The sequence below is a fragment of the Sphingomonas sp. TF3 genome (assembly GCF_003985085.1).
Classification (GTDB): domain Bacteria; phylum Pseudomonadota; class Alphaproteobacteria; order Sphingomonadales; family Sphingomonadaceae; genus Sphingomonas.
This window is the reverse complement of sequence record NZ_RWKS01000020.1, coordinates 50,929-66,233: the sequence shown is the minus strand read 5'-3', so window position 1 is coordinate 66,233 and position 15,305 is coordinate 50,929. Positions and strand designations below refer to the sequence as shown.

Sequence of the window (15,305 nt, the reverse complement as noted above, 5' to 3'; positions counted from 1 at the left end):
AGATACGAGCTGCACCCGATTATCGTCACGCGAAAGACGTGGATGCATCCTATGTTCAAAAGCGGACAGAATGTGTCGGGTGCGAGCTTAACCGCTGTTAACTAGGATGGGTTCCGTTAGCCCGGAAGAAAATGTCGCGACGCCGCTCGCGTTATCGTGGCGAAAGTCCACCGGTGACAATCTCGACCGCGACATCGAGCCTGTTGCTCTGCGCTTCCGTAGGCTCGCACGCTGCTGCGGCCACCATCTTGTTGACGATGCGGAGGTGGGCAGCGGTCGCTCCGGCGCATAAGGTTCCCGCAGCGTGAGAGCGCATGACGATCTGGTCGAGCAACACATCGGCTCGCGCGGTCATGACGGCGATCGACTCCTGTACCGCTCCTGTCGAGGTATCGGCCTTAAGGCACTCTACGGCCGGTGCATGCAGCAGGACATTCAGCCCGCACTTTCGAACGAAGGCCTTCAACAGCGTCGTGTCGTCATCGTGCGCCGCGACGAATTGCTCGAGCTCGGCAAGTTTGTAGACAAGAACCGCCGCCATCAGGGCCGTTCGATCCGGAAAATTCCGGTATAGAGTCGCCCGGCCCAGCCCCGCTGTGGTGACGATCGCGTCCAGGGGAATGTCGTAGCCGTCGCGTTCGAAGAGCATCGCGGCCACCTCGATCAGCTTGTCACGCCGAGCCGCAGCATCCTTTCGCAACTTTTCATCTCCAACGTCGTTCTTACTTTATCGGACAATCGATGTCCGCTTATAGCACGTTCTGCTCAAGACCCGCTACACCGACTTTCCTGCAATTAGATGGACTTTCCCAGTGAGCTCCAACCTAACCCTGCCGATCAGCGAAACGATCACCTCGCCCGAGTGCTTCGTCGCTGCGGTAAAATCGGTGTTGCCGTCGCTACGCGGCTATACCCGACGCCTTGCCGGTAACGATAGCGACGACCTCGTACAGGAGACGCTGATACGAGCTTGGCGCGCTCGCAGCCGGTTCACACCTGGGACGAACTTCAAGGCATGGGTGTTCCGCATCGCGCGCAATTGCTTCCTCTCGAACGTCCGGCGCTCCGCGCGCAGCATCCAGTGGAATCCCGATGTGCATGACCGTCTACTCGTATCGGGTGCGGCACAGGACGACCCTCTTTACAGGCGCGATCTGGACTGCGCGCTTGCTGCTCTGCCGGCCGGACAACGTGAAGCACTGCTGCTCATCACCGAAGAAGGCCTTTCATACGAAGATGCCGCCCGGCGGGCAGGACAGGAACTCGGCACTCTCAAGAGCCGGGTAGCTCGCGCTCGGGCAGGCGTAGTGGCCTATTTCTCCGACAGCGCAGTCCGGTTGCCAGCAGTATTTCCGAAATCAATCAACGCTCTTCCTGAGACACCAGCGACGACTTACGAACGATGGAAAGCATCGGGATCGCGGACAATCGGGTAGGAGGCGCAGATGCCCGAGTGCGATTGGACAATGAACATAGCCGTCAGCGAATGAGATTGAGCGGCAGGTAATCGAACTTGTCGAACACATGGATATCCGACTGCGAGTTCACCGCGCCGACAGCGGTTATCAGGGAACGATCATTGGCGGGAAGGCGGGCAGCGACCGGCATGGACGCTAATCGAACCCGGTCGTGCGAGCGGCGGATCCAGAGTCCTCGACGATACGGGTCTTTCTGTAAGCTCCGGGCATTCTCAATCCTGCGGAACTTGGCGTCGCCCCCCCGGTTTACACCGCGGCGGTCGCAACAGGAGTTACCGATGCAAAAGCGCAGGATCGGCTCACAGGGACTGGAGGTTTCCGCTCTCGGCCTCGGCTGCATGGGCATGTCAGAGTTCTACGGGCAGGGCGACGACGCGGAGTCGATCGCGACCATCCACCGTGCGCTCGAGCTCGGCCTGAACTTCCTCGATACGGCCGACATGTATGGTCCGTTCACCAACGAGGAGCTTGTGGGTAGAGCGATCGCCGATCGCCGCGATCAAGTTGTCCTCGCCACCAAGTTCGCCAATGTCCGCGGCGCGAACGGCGAGTATTTGGGGATCCGGGGCGATGCGGACTACGTCCGGCAGTCCTGCGATGCCTCCTTGCGGCGGCTCAAGGTCGACCACATCGACCTGTATTACCAGCACCGGGTGGACCCGAGCGTGCCGATCGAGGAGACAATCGGCGCCATGGCCGAGCTTGTTCAGGCGGGCAAGGTTCGGTTCCTCGGCATGTCGGAGGCGGCGCCTGAAACCATCCGCCGAGCCCATGCCGTTCACCCGATCACCGCGCTCCAGACTGAGTATTCGCTCTGGAGCCGCGACCCCGAGGAGACGATTCTGCCGACTGTGCGTGAACTCGGCATCGGCTATGTCGCCTACAGTCCGCTCGGGCGCGGCTTCCTGACCGGCCAGATCCGTCGCGTTGAGGATCTACCGGAGGATGACTACCGGCGCCAGGCACCCCGCTTCCAGGGCGAGAACTTTCAGAAAAATCTCGATCTCGTCAGCGCGGTCGAGGTGATCTCGCGCGAGAAGGGCTGCACGCCAGCGCAATTCGCGCTCGCTTGGCTCCTGGCGCAAGGCGACGATGTCGTTCCCATTCCGGGCACCAAGAAGCGGGCACGGCTCGAGGAGAATGTCGGGGCCATGGAGGTGCGGATCACGCCTGAGGACCGCGAGCGCATCGACAGCATCCTGCCCCCCGGAGCTGCCTCCGGATCACGCTACGCTTCTCCTCAGATGCAGGCGCTGAACAGATGACCACCGAGACTGGCGACCGGCTCGCCGGGCGAGTGGCTATCGTTACTGGCGGCGGTCGCGGGCTCGGCAGGGCCATGGTGCTCGGTCTCGCGGCGGAGGGAGCGAGGGTGATCGCGATCGCCGCGCGCCAAAAGGATGAGGTCGAGGCTGTGGCGCGCGAGGCCGCCCTGGGGCGCGTCCTGCCGATGACCGCCGATGTCACGCGCGAGGAGGATTGCGCGCGCGTAGTCGCCACGGCGACGGAGCGGTTCGGCCAACTTGATATCCTCGTCAACAATGCTGGACGGGGCATGAAATATGTCAGTGATCGCTTTCTGACGGAGCCGACCCGTTTCTGGAAGACCGATCCGGCCGTCTGGCGCATGGTAATCGACACCAACGTCAACGGCCCGTTTCTGATGGCCCGGGCAGCGGCAGGGCCGATGATCGCGGCCGGGTGGGGCCGGATCGTCAACATCACGATGAATCACGCGACAATGCGGCGGCGCGGCTTCTCTCCCTACGGTCCGTCCAAGGCAGCGCTCGAATCGGAAACCATCATCTGGTCGCATGATCTGGAAGGGACGGGCGTGACGGTGAATGCATTGCTCCCAGGCGGTGCCACCGCGACCGGAATGATTCCAGAGGCGCTGCCGCAGGAGGCGCGAAAGGATTTACTGGACCCAACAATCATCGTCCCCCCGCTCCTGTGGCTTTCGTCGGACGGCTCAGATGGGGTCACAGGATGCCGACTCGACGCCTCCCGGTGGAGTCGCGATCTGCTGGAAGCAGAAGCTGCGAGAATGGCGATGCACGAGGCGGGTTGGGCGAGTCCGTGACGGAGCGGCGGTTCGCAAGACGAGATGGGCGAGATCCCGTCCGTCGCACCATTTTGGGTACGCAAGCTCGCCTAGCCTTCACTTCCGCTGCGGAAACTAGCCCAAAGAAAGTTGGCGATCGCTGCGGAAATCAGGAGCAACCCTGCGATGGCATGATCCTCTACGAGGATAGCACCCGCGATCAGCAAACCGGCGGTAAGAACGTGGGGATCGGCCGCCGAATTCCTCTTTATCGGCGAAGACGACGGGGAAGGTTGGATCTGTATTGGCAGCGCCCCCGACCGCGCGATACTCTCTGCCAGGGTGATCAGCTCAGGAGATGCGGTCGCGAGCCGTCCAAGGCTGGCCACGAAACGCCGCCCGCCTCTCTTGAGGTCAGCGGGGCTCAGTCGTTCGCGCATCAGCTCCCGGGCAATCGGCATAGTCCTGGATGCGATGTTGAATTCCGGGTCGAGGCTGCGCACGAAGCCCTCGGCGGTGAGAAGCGTTCGTAGCAGGAGAGCGAGATCCGACGGCAGCGTGAGCCGGTATTCGCGCAGCAGCGAGAAGACGCGCTTGAAGATCACCGACAACTCTATCTGCTGAAGGACGGCGCCGCGGAACTCACCGATCAGCGATTCCAGGTCGCGCTGCAGGGCTTGCGTGTTCACCGAATAGTCCCCCGACCAGCGCATCAGCACGTCGGCAACGGCGCGGGCGTCGTCGCCCGCGATCGCCAGTACGAGCGTCACCAGTTCCGATCGGCGCGCCGGGGTCAGGATTCCGACCGCACCGAAATCGATGAACGCAATCGCGCCGTCAGTCAGGACGAACACATTGCCGGGATGTGGATCGGCGTGGAAGCGGCCGTTGAAGATGATCATGCGAAGCACGGCGTCGGCGTATGCTCCGGCGATTGCCTTCGCGGTCGGAAGATCCACACCTAAGGCAGTGGTCGCGCGAACAGACATGCCGACAAGCCGCTCCTGCACGTTCGCGCGCCGTCCGATATGGTCCCAGAAAAACCTGGGCGTCCGGACGCCCAGAGTTGCAAGGTACGCGCCTATGCTCTCGCAGGCCGCTGCCTCGGCGCTCAGGTCCATCTCCTGCGACAAGCCTTCGGCGAAGGAGCGCAGCAACTCGTCGAGCTTAAGCCGCCTCAGCTCGGGCGAGCGTCGCTCCCCCAGCCGCGCGACCCTTCGCAGAAGCCTAAGGTCGGCATCCACCCGGGCGGCGATGCCAGGGCGTCGCACCTTGACGACGACCTCCGTCCCGTCGTGGAGCGCGGCGGCATGGACCTGAGCAATCGATGCCGCCGCGATCGGATCGCGGTCGAACCGGGCAAACACTTCTTCAACCGGTGCGCCAAGCGCCGCCACCAGATCGTGTTCGATCTGCTCGAAGGGCAGCGGCAGCACCTGGTCCTGAAGCGTCGAAAGCGCTGCCACCCATTCTGGCCCGAGCAGGTCTTCGCGGGTAGCCAGAACCTGACCCAGCTTGACGGCTACCGGCCCGAGATCGCGCAGCATCGCGACCACGCGTTCTGGGGCATCCGCCTCGGCGGGTAGCGCGGAGCGGCCTGGTATCAGGCCCATGCGGGAAGCGAGACCGCTCAGGCCATGACGTGCGAAGATCCTTGTCAGCTCGGCAAACCGCGCACGCTCGCCGAGCGGCACATCCTCTGGGGCTTCGCTCAAGACGATCGCCCATCGGCTGAGGCTTGGGTCCGGCAGCCAGCGATGAATAACTCGATGCCGCGCCGGACGCGGTCCTGTGCGGCCGTGTCGTAGGCGGCGGGGGCGAGCCCGAGCGCGGAGCGGCGCATCGGGGCCACTACCACGAGGGTGACGAACTGCTCTGCGGCGAACACCGGGTCCGAAAGAGTGAGTTCGCCCTTGGCGTTGGCGTGCGCGAGAATGCTCGCTACCCATTTCACGGCGCGCTGGAAGCCAAATTCGTGTATATTCGCCGCGAGCGCGGGGAAGCGCACGGCCTGTGCGATGACGACGCGCTCCATCGACGCGACACGCGTCGTCAGCAGCCATTCCAGCAGGACGTCGGCAATCGCTTGAAGCCTCGCTGCGATGTCGAGCTTATCATCCACGGTCGGCTCGAGCGCGCGAAGTTGCGTAGCGATATCATCGAGGATCACGGCCTCAAACACACGATCCTTGCTGCCGAACCGGGCGTAGAGCGTGCGCTTCGAGATCCTCGCGCGCTCGGCAATCATGTCGGCACTCGCTCCATCAAACCCGTGCTCGAAAAACACCTCGCGCGCGCTCTTCAGGATGTGGCCGGTCAATCGGATCGCGTCTCCGGCAGTCGGGCGTCCCATCCTCCTTCCGCGCTTCGGTTTCTCCTGATTCGATTGGTTCAACTTGACCTCGTTTCTACACTGCCAACGCGAGGCTCTCCTGACCCTAGACGAGACCATGAGACGACGCCACGGCCTTGCGGTGATGCTGCGTCGATGCGGACGGCATGGATGCGGGTTCGGCTATGCCCCCATCCTGTCGACGGGTATCATCGGCGGCATCGTTATCGGGGGGGCGGCTGGACGCCGAGCGGTGCAGCGGCCCCGCCCCCAGGCTTGTAGTCGGGCAACTTCGGCGTTCCGAAGAGTTGCAGCCCCTCGCGATCGATCCGCTGGGCCTGCTCCTGGACGCGCTGTGTCGTTGCGCGGACCGACCGCACCTGGTCCGTTACCGTCTGTCGCTGCACTTCGATTCTCCGGATTGTCGGGCGCGCCGCCTCCACTTTGGCCCCAAACGCCTCGGCAGCGCTCTCGGCGCTGTGCAGTCTTTCCCTGAGCGAACGAAGGCCCGATCCGCGCTCCGCCTCGATTCTTGTACGCAGGCGGTCGGCGCCTTCGCCGGCGCTGGCGATTGAGTCGCCGCCCCGCTGCACCTTTCCGCTGGTTTCCGTCAGCCCATCAAAGATCCGCGGCACCCTGTCCGACCACCCCGCCGATCTTTCGGCGAGCAGTGCGAGACGTGCGCGCACGCGCTCCTGACCTTTGCCGTCCAGGTTGCTCGATACGTTGTCCACGGAGCGGCTGATCTTCTCGATCAGCGCCAAGGGATCCCCACCCGAACCCAGAAGGCCGCCCTTTTTGGCGGGAATCACCGGCAGTCGCTCCCCTGTTACCGGTACAATCGGTGGCGCTCCTTTGCGCGCGCCATCAAGAGTTACGGTGGAATCGCCGCCGATGAAGGATCGCGAGACGGTAGCTTCCACCCCGCGTACAATCGGAATATCGGGGTCGAGCCGCACTTTCACGAGCACAGTCGAGGGATCATTCTCGGCGAGGCGCACTGCGGTCACGGAGCCCGCCGGCACGCCCGAAAAGGTCACAGGCGAGCCCTTGCTGACACCGGTGACGCTATCTTTGAACCGAATGAGGTATTCGCGCCCGTCGGGGTTGCTGCCCGAGAAGAGCCAGCCCGCGAACACCAGCAACGTGGCAAGGAGGACGCCGACGACGGCGAAGACGAGCAGGCGGTTCGATCGCGTTTCCATAACCTAGATCGGTCGATAGCAATCGTCGCAAACTATGTAAACCGAGTGGTGCAGTTTTACTGTGCGAGGTTGACGGGTGCGATGTGCTGCTGGAACGTGATTGTCTGCGTGGTATGTTGGAGGTTGTAATGTGTCTGTCCTGACCGATGTGGGGATGGTCGCCATTCCGTGGAGCGCTGCGCTTGACGTGCAACTCGTTTCATCAGGGGATGGTGTCGCGTCGATGCGCATGCCCTGGCGGGCAGACCTGTCTGATCAAGCTGGCGCAGTGGCCACCGGCGCAGTCGTGAGCCTGGTCGATCACGCGTGCGGCGCGGCCGTTATGTCGCGGCTGTCGCGACCGCTCCTGATCTCGACCCTCAACCTCAAGGTGGACCACGTCCGGCGACCCGAGGCCGGATGCCGGGTCACGGTGTGGTCCCATTGTTATAGCCTCACGGAGAGCAGGGCATTCGTCCGTGCGGAGGTTTGGGATCGCGACCCTTCGGACATCTTAGCGGCGGCCCAGGGCGTCTTTTCGATCAATCGACCGATCGCGAATGAGCATGGATGAGCGCGTCGCGGCCCTTGTCGCTTCGTCAGGCTTCGGCGCCAAGCTCGGCGAGATGATCGAAGTGTCGGAGGCTGGCGCACTCTGGACCCTGTCGCCTCGACCCGAACTGATCGGCAATCCCCTTCTGCCCGCGCTTCATGGCGGTGCAGTGACGGCGTTCCTCGAGCTTGCGTGCAGCGTCGTCGTCGCGCGTAGGCTCGACCAGTCGTCGCTACCTTGCCTTATCAGCTTGAATGTCCAGTTCCTGGCCCCGATGCGCCTGCGGAACCTGACCGCGCGACCCGATGTCCGTCGGATTGGGAGACGGGTGGCAGTCGTTCACATCGAGGCGTGGCAGGATAGTCCCGACGCCCCAGGATGCGCGGCGCAATTCGAGTTCTCCTGCATCGCTGAGCAAACCCGCTCCGCCCGAGGCTAAGGGATCTGGCGTCACGCGGCGAAGCGCTGCCGCCGAGGCCCGGCGGCGCCTGCTTCATCGCTGTATACCCAGCAAGCAATAACATGACGCCGTCGACATGGTCGGCTGCCGCGAAGTTCTTCTGCGGCCGTTCGTGGAACACAAGCGGCAAATCCCCCGCGCGCAAAGTTTCGGGCCTTGATATCCTTGTATGTGCTGGCTGCTAAAGATGATGCTTGCCGCGATCGAGCGCCCGTTGCGGGAGATGATGAGCTACAAGGCGCATGTTACACCATCGCCAAGACGCGCGGCGCCTAAGAACCAAGTTGATCGGCATCTCCGTCACAGCCAAGGCGCCGAAGGTGTACCCGCGAATGCTGTCAGAACGTGTAGGTGAGGCCGACCGCCGCAGCCAACTGATCCGCGTCACCCACGTCCGATACGATCGGACTGCGCTTGTAGTCGCCAAGCAGCCGTCCGTAGAGCACCCCGGCGCCAAGGCCGAACCCCCGGCGGAGGTCGCCGCTAAGGCTCTGCAATACAAACGCCGTCAGATTGTATCGTTTCCACCCGCTGTCGTTGATCGAGTAGGCGCGCAACCCGCTGGCGATCGCTCCCGCCGGGGTCACGCCGAAGTAGGTGCGGCCATAGCCCTTGCCGACATAGTCGGCCGACGCGCCGACAGATACGAGCGTGCGCGGCGAAAGCGGCGTCGCGTAGTTGATCTGCGGCGTGACGACGTAGCTGTCGTATGCGTCCGACAGGTCGTGCACGTAGGCGACGCGCACCGTCAGTGTGTCATAGTCGCTGGTGATCACGCCGGTGCGGCTGATCCCGACATAGCCGCCGGCTTCACAGGCGGTGTCGAGCTTACCGAGCGCCCGCACCCGGAGATCGTCGACCTTGTTCGTTCGATCCAGGCGTACCGCCCCGATCACGCCGAGCTCGAAGTTGGTGCCAGGTCCGGAGCCGCTCGGGATCAGGTTGAAGTAGAGCTGCGTGCCGCGCGTGAAGAGGTCGTGGTCGGCGATTTTGCCGACGACGATTGCGCCGGGCGTTATGCTGTTCTCATCGGCGCCCTCATAGTCGGGCAGCGTCGCGGCGCCGACCCCGATGGTGACGCGCGAGCGATCGGCGTTAGAGCCATCGGCGTTCTTGCGCATGGGCGCTCGACGTCCCGATAGCACCAGCTATCAGAAGCGCAATGCCGCTGAGCCGCAAGCAGGTGACGAACCTGTCATCGGTCAAAGTCATCGTTCAGAATCCCGTTTGATTGGAAGCGAATATCGGTGGAATCAATTGACCATGCTGCCTATGCTACCATGCGGTTTACATTTCACAAGGTTTTAGAGTGGCTGATGAGAACCAATGGCCCGATGCTGATGAGCGTCGAGGCGGAGATGGCGAACGCGTAAAGGAGGACGCGAAGAGCGCGAACGATGACAAGCAAGCCAAGGAAAAGCCGGCCCTGCTGACACGGTTTCCGATCATCCGCTATGTGCTCGTCGCTGCGCTGATCGTCGGTATCGTCGCGGCGGCGCTCTGGTACTGGAACTATCGCCAAAGCGGCCAGTATCTTCAGTCGACCAACAACGCCTATGTTCGCGCGGACTTCGTGACAGTTTCCCCGAAGCTCGGCGGGTATGTCGAGCGCGTGCTGGTGAGCGACAACCAGCCGGTCCGGCGCGGCCAGCTGCTGGCGGTGCTGGACCCGCGGGATTACCGCGCCGACGTTGCGCAGGCGCAGGCTCAGTTCGCCGCCGCGGACGCCGGTATCCGCACTGCGCGGCGAACGCTCGATGAGCAGCGTGCGTCGATCGAACAAACGGACGCCCAGGTCGCGAGCGCCCAAGCCGCAGCCGATGCTGCCGCGAACGAAGTCCGCCGCTACGAGCCACTCGCTCAGTCCGGCGCTGAATCCCGGGAGCGCGTGGCGAGCCTGGTGCTGGAAAGAGACCGGGCCTTCGCGAACCTGCGCGCGCAGCGTGCCGCCGCGTTGGCTGCTCGTCGCAGCCTCGCGACCCAAGACGCACGGATCGGTCAGGCACTCGCGCAGCGTGATACCACACGCGCGCAACTCACACGCGCCTCGACGAACCTTGGTTCGGTCGAGATCCGCAGCAGCATCGATGGCGTCGTCGCGGACAAGGCGGCACGCGCCGGCCAGTTCGTCCAGCCGGCGACCCGGCTGATGTCGATCGTTCCAACCGATCAGCTCTACATCAGTGCCAATTTCAAGGAGACGCAGGTCTCGCTGATGCGCGTCGGACAGCCAGTCACGATCAAGGTGGACGCGCTGGATGCAGCCGAGCTGCGTGGTCGGATTGCCAGCTTTTCGCCCGGAACTGGGGCTCAGTTCTCGGTGCTGCCGCCGGAGAATGCGACGGGCAACTTCACCAAGATCGTGCAGCGCGTGCCCGTCCGGATCAGCATCGAGGCAGGTCCCGAGGCACGCAAGGTTCTGCGGCCCGGTCTTTCGGTAGAGGTCACCGTCGACACCATCGGCGCCAAGGACAGCAAGCGTCAAATCGAGGAAGAGTCCGAACGACTTAGGCGCCGCGACGAGCGGGTTCAGCCGTGATGTCCAAGCAACGCGCTAGCGCGCGCGACTGGATTGCTGTCGCGGCAGGGACGATCGGGTCGTTCATGGCGCTGCTCGACATCTCGATCGTGAACGCCGCGCTGCCGACGATCCAGGGCGAGATCGGGGCGAGCGGTACAGAAGGCACCTGGGTCGCGACATCGTATCTCGTTGCCGAGATCGTCATGATCCCACTTAGTCCGTTCCTGGTGCGCCTGTTCGGCCTGCGCAACTTCCTGTTGGGGGCGGCGGTGTCGTTCACCGGCTTTTCGGTCGTCTGCGGGATCTCGACGACGCTGCCGATGATGATCGCAGGGCGCGTCGGCCAGGGCTTTACCGGCGGCGCGCTCATACCGACGGCGATGACGATAATCGCGACGCGACTGCCGCCCCACCAGCAGCCGATCGGGACCGCCGCTTTCGGCGGAACCGCGATCCTCGGCCCCGTGCTCGGGCCGATCATCGGCGGGTGGCTGACCGATAACTACAGCTGGCACTACGCCTTCTTCCTGAATGTGCCGGTATGCGCCGGCTTGGTCCTCTTGCTCCTGCTCGGACTCGACCACGAGCGGCTAAGGCTGGACCAACTTCGCCGAGCTGACTGGCTGGGCATCGCCGGGCTAATGATCGGACTGAGTTCGCTCACCATCATGCTCGAGGAAGGTCAGCGCGAGATGTGGTTCGAATCGCCTGTTATCGTGAAGCTGGCGATTGCTACCGTCTTCGGCTTCGCGCTGATCGCAATCGGTCAGGTGCATTCCGCGCACCCTGTGCTGAAGCTCCGGCTTATTTTCAGTCGGGCGTTCGGCAGCGTTTTCGTGCTCAGCCTGGTTATCGGCGTTGTCCTGTATGGGGTCACCTTCCTCATCCCGCAGTTCCTGTCGGTCATGGCCGATTATAGCGCGCTGCAATCTGGCAAGGTCGTGTTCGTCTCGGGTATTCCGGCGTTGCTGATGATGCCGTTCCTGCCGTTGGCGTTCAAATACCTCGACGTGCGCGTGGCGGTCCTTTTCGGGATGTCCCTTGTCGGCGTTAGCTGCGCGATGGACTGGAACCTGACCGCGCAGTCCGCCGGGGGAGACCTGACCAACTCCCAGCTGGTGCGCGGCTTCGGGCAGATCTTCGCGATGATGTTCCTGAACCAGGCCGCGATCAGCGCCGTGTCGCCCGACGACGCTGGAGATGCCTCGGCCCTGTTTAATGCAGGGAGAAATCTCGGCGGCTCGATCGGGCTGGCGCTGATGGCGACGTTGCAAGACCGGCAGACCTTCATCCACTTCAACCGTCTCGCCGAGACCGTGTCGGCCAACGCGGTCACAACCCAGCAATGGTTCGCGCGCGCTATGGAGGGGCCCGCCGGCGAGGCGGGCGCCTACCGACAACTTGCCGGCCAGATGCTCCAGCAGGCGACCGTAATGGCTTACAACGACCTGTTCTTCGCGCTCGGCGTCGCGATCGCGATCACGACGCCGCTTGCGCTGTTCCTACGCCCGATTTCTTCCGGCACGCAGATGGCGATGCACTGATGGCGCGTTACCTGATCCTCCTTCCGCTCGTGCTCGCTGGCTGTACCGTGGGCCCCGACTACGGTGGTCCGCGCCCCATCGCGAACGCCGAGCGTCCCGGCGCGTCCTTCCGACGCGCCGACCCGGCGTACACCGCGCCGCGGCCGCCACTCGCCCGCTGGTGGGAGTCGATGGCGGACGCGCAGCTGACTGCGCTGATTGATCGGGCGGTCGCCGCCAGTCCCGACGTCGCCATCGCAGAAGCGCGTGTGCGCAAGGCGCGCGCCACGCTGCGCGAGCAGCGCGCCAACCAGCTGCCATCCGTTTCGGCCTCGGGCATTGCCCTCGTCGCGGATTTGCCGACCGGATCGCTTGCGCTGCAGCCGCAGGGTCAGCAGGACGACCGCATCAAGGCGGAGTTCTACAATGCCGGTCTCGACGCCTCGTGGGAGATCGACCTGTTCGGCGGTCGCCGACGCGCCGCTGAGGGCGCGTCGGCCCAGGCAGAGGCTGCGAATGCGAACCTGGCCGACGCCCAAGTGCGGCTGTCGGCCGAGGTCGCCAGCAACTACGTAACCCTTAGGGAGCTTCAACAGCGGCTGATTTTGACACGGCGATCGGCCGACTTGCAGGCGCAATCGCTCGCCCTACTCGAGCAGCGCGAGTGGCGGGGCGCGTCGTCGCGCGACGATGTGGTGCGGCTTCAGACGGAGCTGAACCGGACGCAGGGTGCGCTGCTCCCGCTTGAGGGACAGATCGCCGTCACGTTGGACCAATTGGCATTATTGACCGGCGACGAACCCGGTGCACACGATGAGGCCCTGAGCGCCCCCGCTGCGATCCCTACCATCCCGGAAAGCGTGTCGATCGGTGACCCCGCAGCACTAATCAGACGACGTCCCGACATCCGCGCTGCGGAACGCCGGCTTGCCGCGGCGACCGCACAGGTCGGAGTGAATGTCGCCCGGCAGTTCCCTTCGGTCAGCATCATGGGAATCATTGGCCTGGGCGGTCCCAACATCGGCGACGTTGTCGACCCGGGCAATGTCTCCAGCATTTTGCTACCCCGCATCAACTGGAGCTTTCTCGACTTCGGCCGTAACCGCGCCCGGGTCGAGCAGGGCCGCGCCGATCGGGACGAGGCGGAGGCGCAATACCGAAAGACGGTGCTGTCCGCCCTGTCCGATGCGGAAACCAGCCTTACCCGCTTTGGCAATCAACGGAAAACCCTCGCCTCGAGCGTCCAGAGCCGCAAAGGCGCACGACAATCGGCACTGTACGCGGCCCAACGCTTCCGGCAGGGCGCTGTGGCCCAGACCTCTTCGCTTGATGCAGAGCGGGCCGCCCTGTCCGCCGATCAGGCAGTGCTAGAGGCCACGGGAGAGCTCGATCGTGCCTTCATTGCCCTCCAAAAGTCTATTGGGCTGGGCTGGAACGCGGCAGAATAGCCAAATGCAGGAACGCGTCTGACGCACGAAATGAAGCTTGATGAAATGAAGGCAAGCACCTTGTTGTCATCGCCCATGCCGCCCTCCGGGTGCGGCTCGGCGAAGTGAGTGAACGGACAAGGCAGCGTCGATCGGCGCTCGCGAGCGACCGGCGCCACATCGGTGACGCGAGATTGCGAGCGTTGGTCACATACTTGTCGAGATTTACCGCTGGGTCGCGCTTGCTCGGCACCTGGGTCGGGAAGCCCGCTCCATCGCAACTGACTCCAAGGGCCGGTTGCCCTGCGCCGATCGTCGCACGACCAGGCCGTGCCGCGCGGTCTTCTTCCCGGTCGGGAAGATCGCGCGCGGCACTTGGTATGTCTCATCTTGGGGGTAGAGCGGCTCGAAATCGCACGCGCGCATGACGGCCGCCTGTCTCGCCGAAGGTCGATACCTGTTGCACATGCTGTCTTCCCAACAGCGCCGGTCAGCGGCCCCGCTCTTTCCGTTGTGGCGGGGGGACTGCAGCCCGATCGGAGACGCGGCCGATCTCGGCATCTAGGGCGCCACCAGTCCTGATGCGATCGGCGACGAGCTGGCGGGTCGAATCCCCGATTGTGCTGACCATACGGACGCTCTCTCCCCGATCGCGCGCCGTCTTTATGGCGGCGTCGACGATCGCCTGAGCGGGTGCGAGGCGCGGGTCCGCGTTGTTCTTTTCCAGGGTGTTCTTCAGGAACAGCTCGGCCAACCGCTCCTGCCCCGGCGAATGGCCGGGGCGGAGCGCGGGCCGCTCAAGCGAGCGGACTGCCCGTTGAAGCTGCGCCGATTGCTGGGCGTTGATCTGCACGCCTAGCGCGGCTCCGATCTCCCGCACGCGCTCAAGCGGCGACTGCTCCTTGGTGATGACGGCGTCGACCTGTCGAACGCCGAGATAGGTGAGAAGGTGGGACTGATAGACCGGCCCCTTGGCGTGCCGGACATAGGCAAGCTCGGTGCGCGCGTTCGCGATGGTAGCGGTCGGCGCGCCGTCCTTTATCAAACCACGCAGCCGGTCGGCCGCCTGTTGGCGGGCGGCGGGTAGGTAGCGTTCCAGCTCCTCGCGGACCTTGCTGAGCGTCATCCGGTAGCGTTGCCCCTCGGGTGGCGCCCGCTGGGGTAGCATGGCGATCCCAGCGGGGCCGATGCGCGCCTCGGGCGCGAGGTCGCGCCGGATCGCCGCGCCGGCGAGGACCGCGGTCATCCCACGATGATCGCCAGTCAGGAAGCCATGCCGCGAAGCGTCCATCCATGCCGTCTTGTCGATCGAGGCGATGCGGATCGGGTGGCCGGCGTCGCGCGCGAGCTGCGCGGCATGATGGCGCATCGTGCGGCCATTGCCTTCGCGGAAAGGGTGAATGGCGTTGATCTCGTTGATGTGGTTGCCGAGCCTGTCGAAAAACTCGTCTCGAGGAAGTCCGCGAAGGCCGTTCTTCGCCCCCACGTCGGCGAACAGCTTGTCGAGTTCGCGCGCGATGTAGGGCACGTGCGCGAAGCGCGCGCCGCCCTTGGCGGTGTCGACGGTGCGGTCCTGGCCCGCCCATTCGTAGAGGTCTTGGAAGAGGTGCTTATGGAGCGCGCGGTAGCCGTCGGCCGATGCCGGAAAGGTAAGGCGCGCGGCTTCCGCGCCGCGCGCCTGGGTAAGGCGCCGCTCGGCCTCTGTGAGCGTCTTATCATCGGTGATCCCAAGCCGGTTCCGAAGCGTGTCGGTGCCGGGATAGGTATAAGGATCGTTCGCCAA

Annotated in this window: 15 protein-coding genes; 8 read left to right on the top strand and 7 right to left on the bottom strand. The window is 64.1% G+C overall.

The genetic code is table 11. The annotated features are described in order from the left end of the window. Positions 1-151: 151 nt before the first annotated feature. On the bottom strand, positions 152-658 hold the full coding sequence (locus tag EJC47_RS16520) for a TetR/AcrR family transcriptional regulator (protein WP_126848974.1): 507 nt from the start codon (positions 656-658) through the stop codon (positions 152-154). Positions 659-812: 154 nt separating this feature from the next. Here EJC47_RS16520 and EJC47_RS16515 point away from each other — a divergent pair, with 154 nt between their 5' ends. Then, entirely contained in the window at positions 813-1,436 is a 624-nt protein-coding gene (locus EJC47_RS16515) for a sigma-70 family RNA polymerase sigma factor (protein ID WP_185867702.1), read from the top strand. A gap of 43 nt (positions 1,437-1,479) precedes the next feature. On the opposite strand, the gene EJC47_RS21430 is transcribed toward EJC47_RS16515, so the two are convergent. Next, complete coding sequence (locus EJC47_RS21430) at positions 1,480-1,608, bottom strand: hypothetical protein (protein ID WP_260591626.1); 129 nt, start codon at positions 1,606-1,608, stop codon at positions 1,480-1,482. A 148-nt stretch (positions 1,609-1,756) separates the two neighbouring features. Between EJC47_RS21430 and EJC47_RS16510 the strand changes: the two genes are divergently transcribed. Further along, positions 1,757-2,743, top strand: a complete 987-nt coding sequence (locus tag EJC47_RS16510) for an aldo/keto reductase (protein WP_126848972.1) — start codon at positions 1,757-1,759, stop codon at positions 2,741-2,743. Next, on the top strand, positions 2,740-3,561 hold the full coding sequence (locus tag EJC47_RS16505) for an SDR family NAD(P)-dependent oxidoreductase (protein ID WP_126848971.1): 822 nt from the start codon (positions 2,740-2,742) through the stop codon (positions 3,559-3,561). Before EJC47_RS16510 ends, EJC47_RS16505 begins: the two co-directional genes overlap by 4 nt. 71 nt (positions 3,562-3,632) lie before the next feature. Here the strand turns inward: EJC47_RS16505 and EJC47_RS16500 are convergent, their stop codons facing one another. The 3 genes from EJC47_RS16500 to EJC47_RS16490 all read right to left on the bottom strand — a co-directional run bounded on the left by EJC47_RS16500 (position 3,633) and on the right by EJC47_RS16490 (position 7,059). Continuing rightward, a complete protein-coding gene (locus EJC47_RS16500; RefSeq protein ID WP_126848970.1) occupies positions 3,633-5,237 on the bottom strand; it encodes an ABC1 kinase family protein in 1,605 nt (534 codons plus the stop codon). After that, the gene (locus tag EJC47_RS16495; protein ID WP_260591624.1) at positions 5,234-5,842 is read right to left on the bottom strand and encodes a TetR/AcrR family transcriptional regulator; all 609 of its coding nucleotides are present in this window, start codon (positions 5,840-5,842) and stop codon (positions 5,234-5,236) included. The genes EJC47_RS16500 and EJC47_RS16495 overlap by 4 nt, the downstream gene beginning before the upstream one ends. A 236-nt stretch (positions 5,843-6,078) precedes the next feature. After that, entirely contained in the window at positions 6,079-7,059 is a 981-nt protein-coding gene (locus EJC47_RS16490) for an MlaD family protein (protein ID WP_126848969.1), read from the bottom strand. Between the two features lie 130 nt (positions 7,060-7,189). Here EJC47_RS16490 and EJC47_RS16485 point away from each other — a divergent pair, with 130 nt between their 5' ends. Next, positions 7,190-7,612 carry a PaaI family thioesterase gene (locus EJC47_RS16485; RefSeq protein ID WP_126848968.1) on the top strand — a complete coding sequence of 141 codons (423 nt, stop codon included), beginning with the start codon at positions 7,190-7,192 and terminating at the stop codon, positions 7,610-7,612. Next, the gene (locus EJC47_RS16480) at positions 7,605-8,030 is read left to right on the top strand and encodes a PaaI family thioesterase (RefSeq protein ID WP_185867701.1); all 426 of its coding nucleotides are present in this window, start codon (positions 7,605-7,607) and stop codon (positions 8,028-8,030) included. Before EJC47_RS16485 ends, EJC47_RS16480 begins: the two co-directional genes overlap by 8 nt. Positions 8,031-8,389: 359 nt before the next feature. Here EJC47_RS16480 and EJC47_RS16475 read toward each other — a convergent pair whose 3' ends face one another. After that, on the bottom strand, positions 8,390-9,172 hold the full coding sequence (locus EJC47_RS16475; protein ID WP_126848966.1) for a MipA/OmpV family protein: 783 nt from the start codon (positions 9,170-9,172) through the stop codon (positions 8,390-8,392). Positions 9,173-9,360: 188 nt separating this feature from the next. On the opposite strand from EJC47_RS16475, the gene EJC47_RS16470 reads away from it, so the two are divergent. From EJC47_RS16470 to EJC47_RS16460, 3 genes are read left to right on the top strand one after another with little or no spacing between them, the layout of a single operon-like run. Further along, on the top strand, positions 9,361-10,590 hold the full coding sequence (locus tag EJC47_RS16470; protein WP_126848965.1) for an HlyD family secretion protein: 1,230 nt from the start codon (positions 9,361-9,363) through the stop codon (positions 10,588-10,590). Beyond that, positions 10,590-12,116, top strand: a complete 1,527-nt coding sequence (locus EJC47_RS16465; RefSeq protein WP_126848964.1) for a DHA2 family efflux MFS transporter permease subunit — start codon at positions 10,590-10,592, stop codon at positions 12,114-12,116. Before EJC47_RS16470 ends, EJC47_RS16465 begins: the two co-directional genes overlap by 1 nt. After that, on the top strand, positions 12,116-13,543 hold the full coding sequence (locus EJC47_RS16460; protein WP_126848963.1) for an efflux transporter outer membrane subunit: 1,428 nt from the start codon (positions 12,116-12,118) through the stop codon (positions 13,541-13,543). The genes EJC47_RS16465 and EJC47_RS16460 overlap by 1 nt, the downstream gene beginning before the upstream one ends. 469 nt (positions 13,544-14,012) lie before the next feature. Here the strand turns inward: EJC47_RS16460 and EJC47_RS16450 are convergent, their stop codons facing one another. After that, on the bottom strand, positions 14,013-15,305 hold the full coding sequence (locus tag EJC47_RS16450; protein WP_126848962.1) for a Fic/DOC family protein: 1,293 nt from the start codon (positions 15,303-15,305) through the stop codon (positions 14,013-14,015).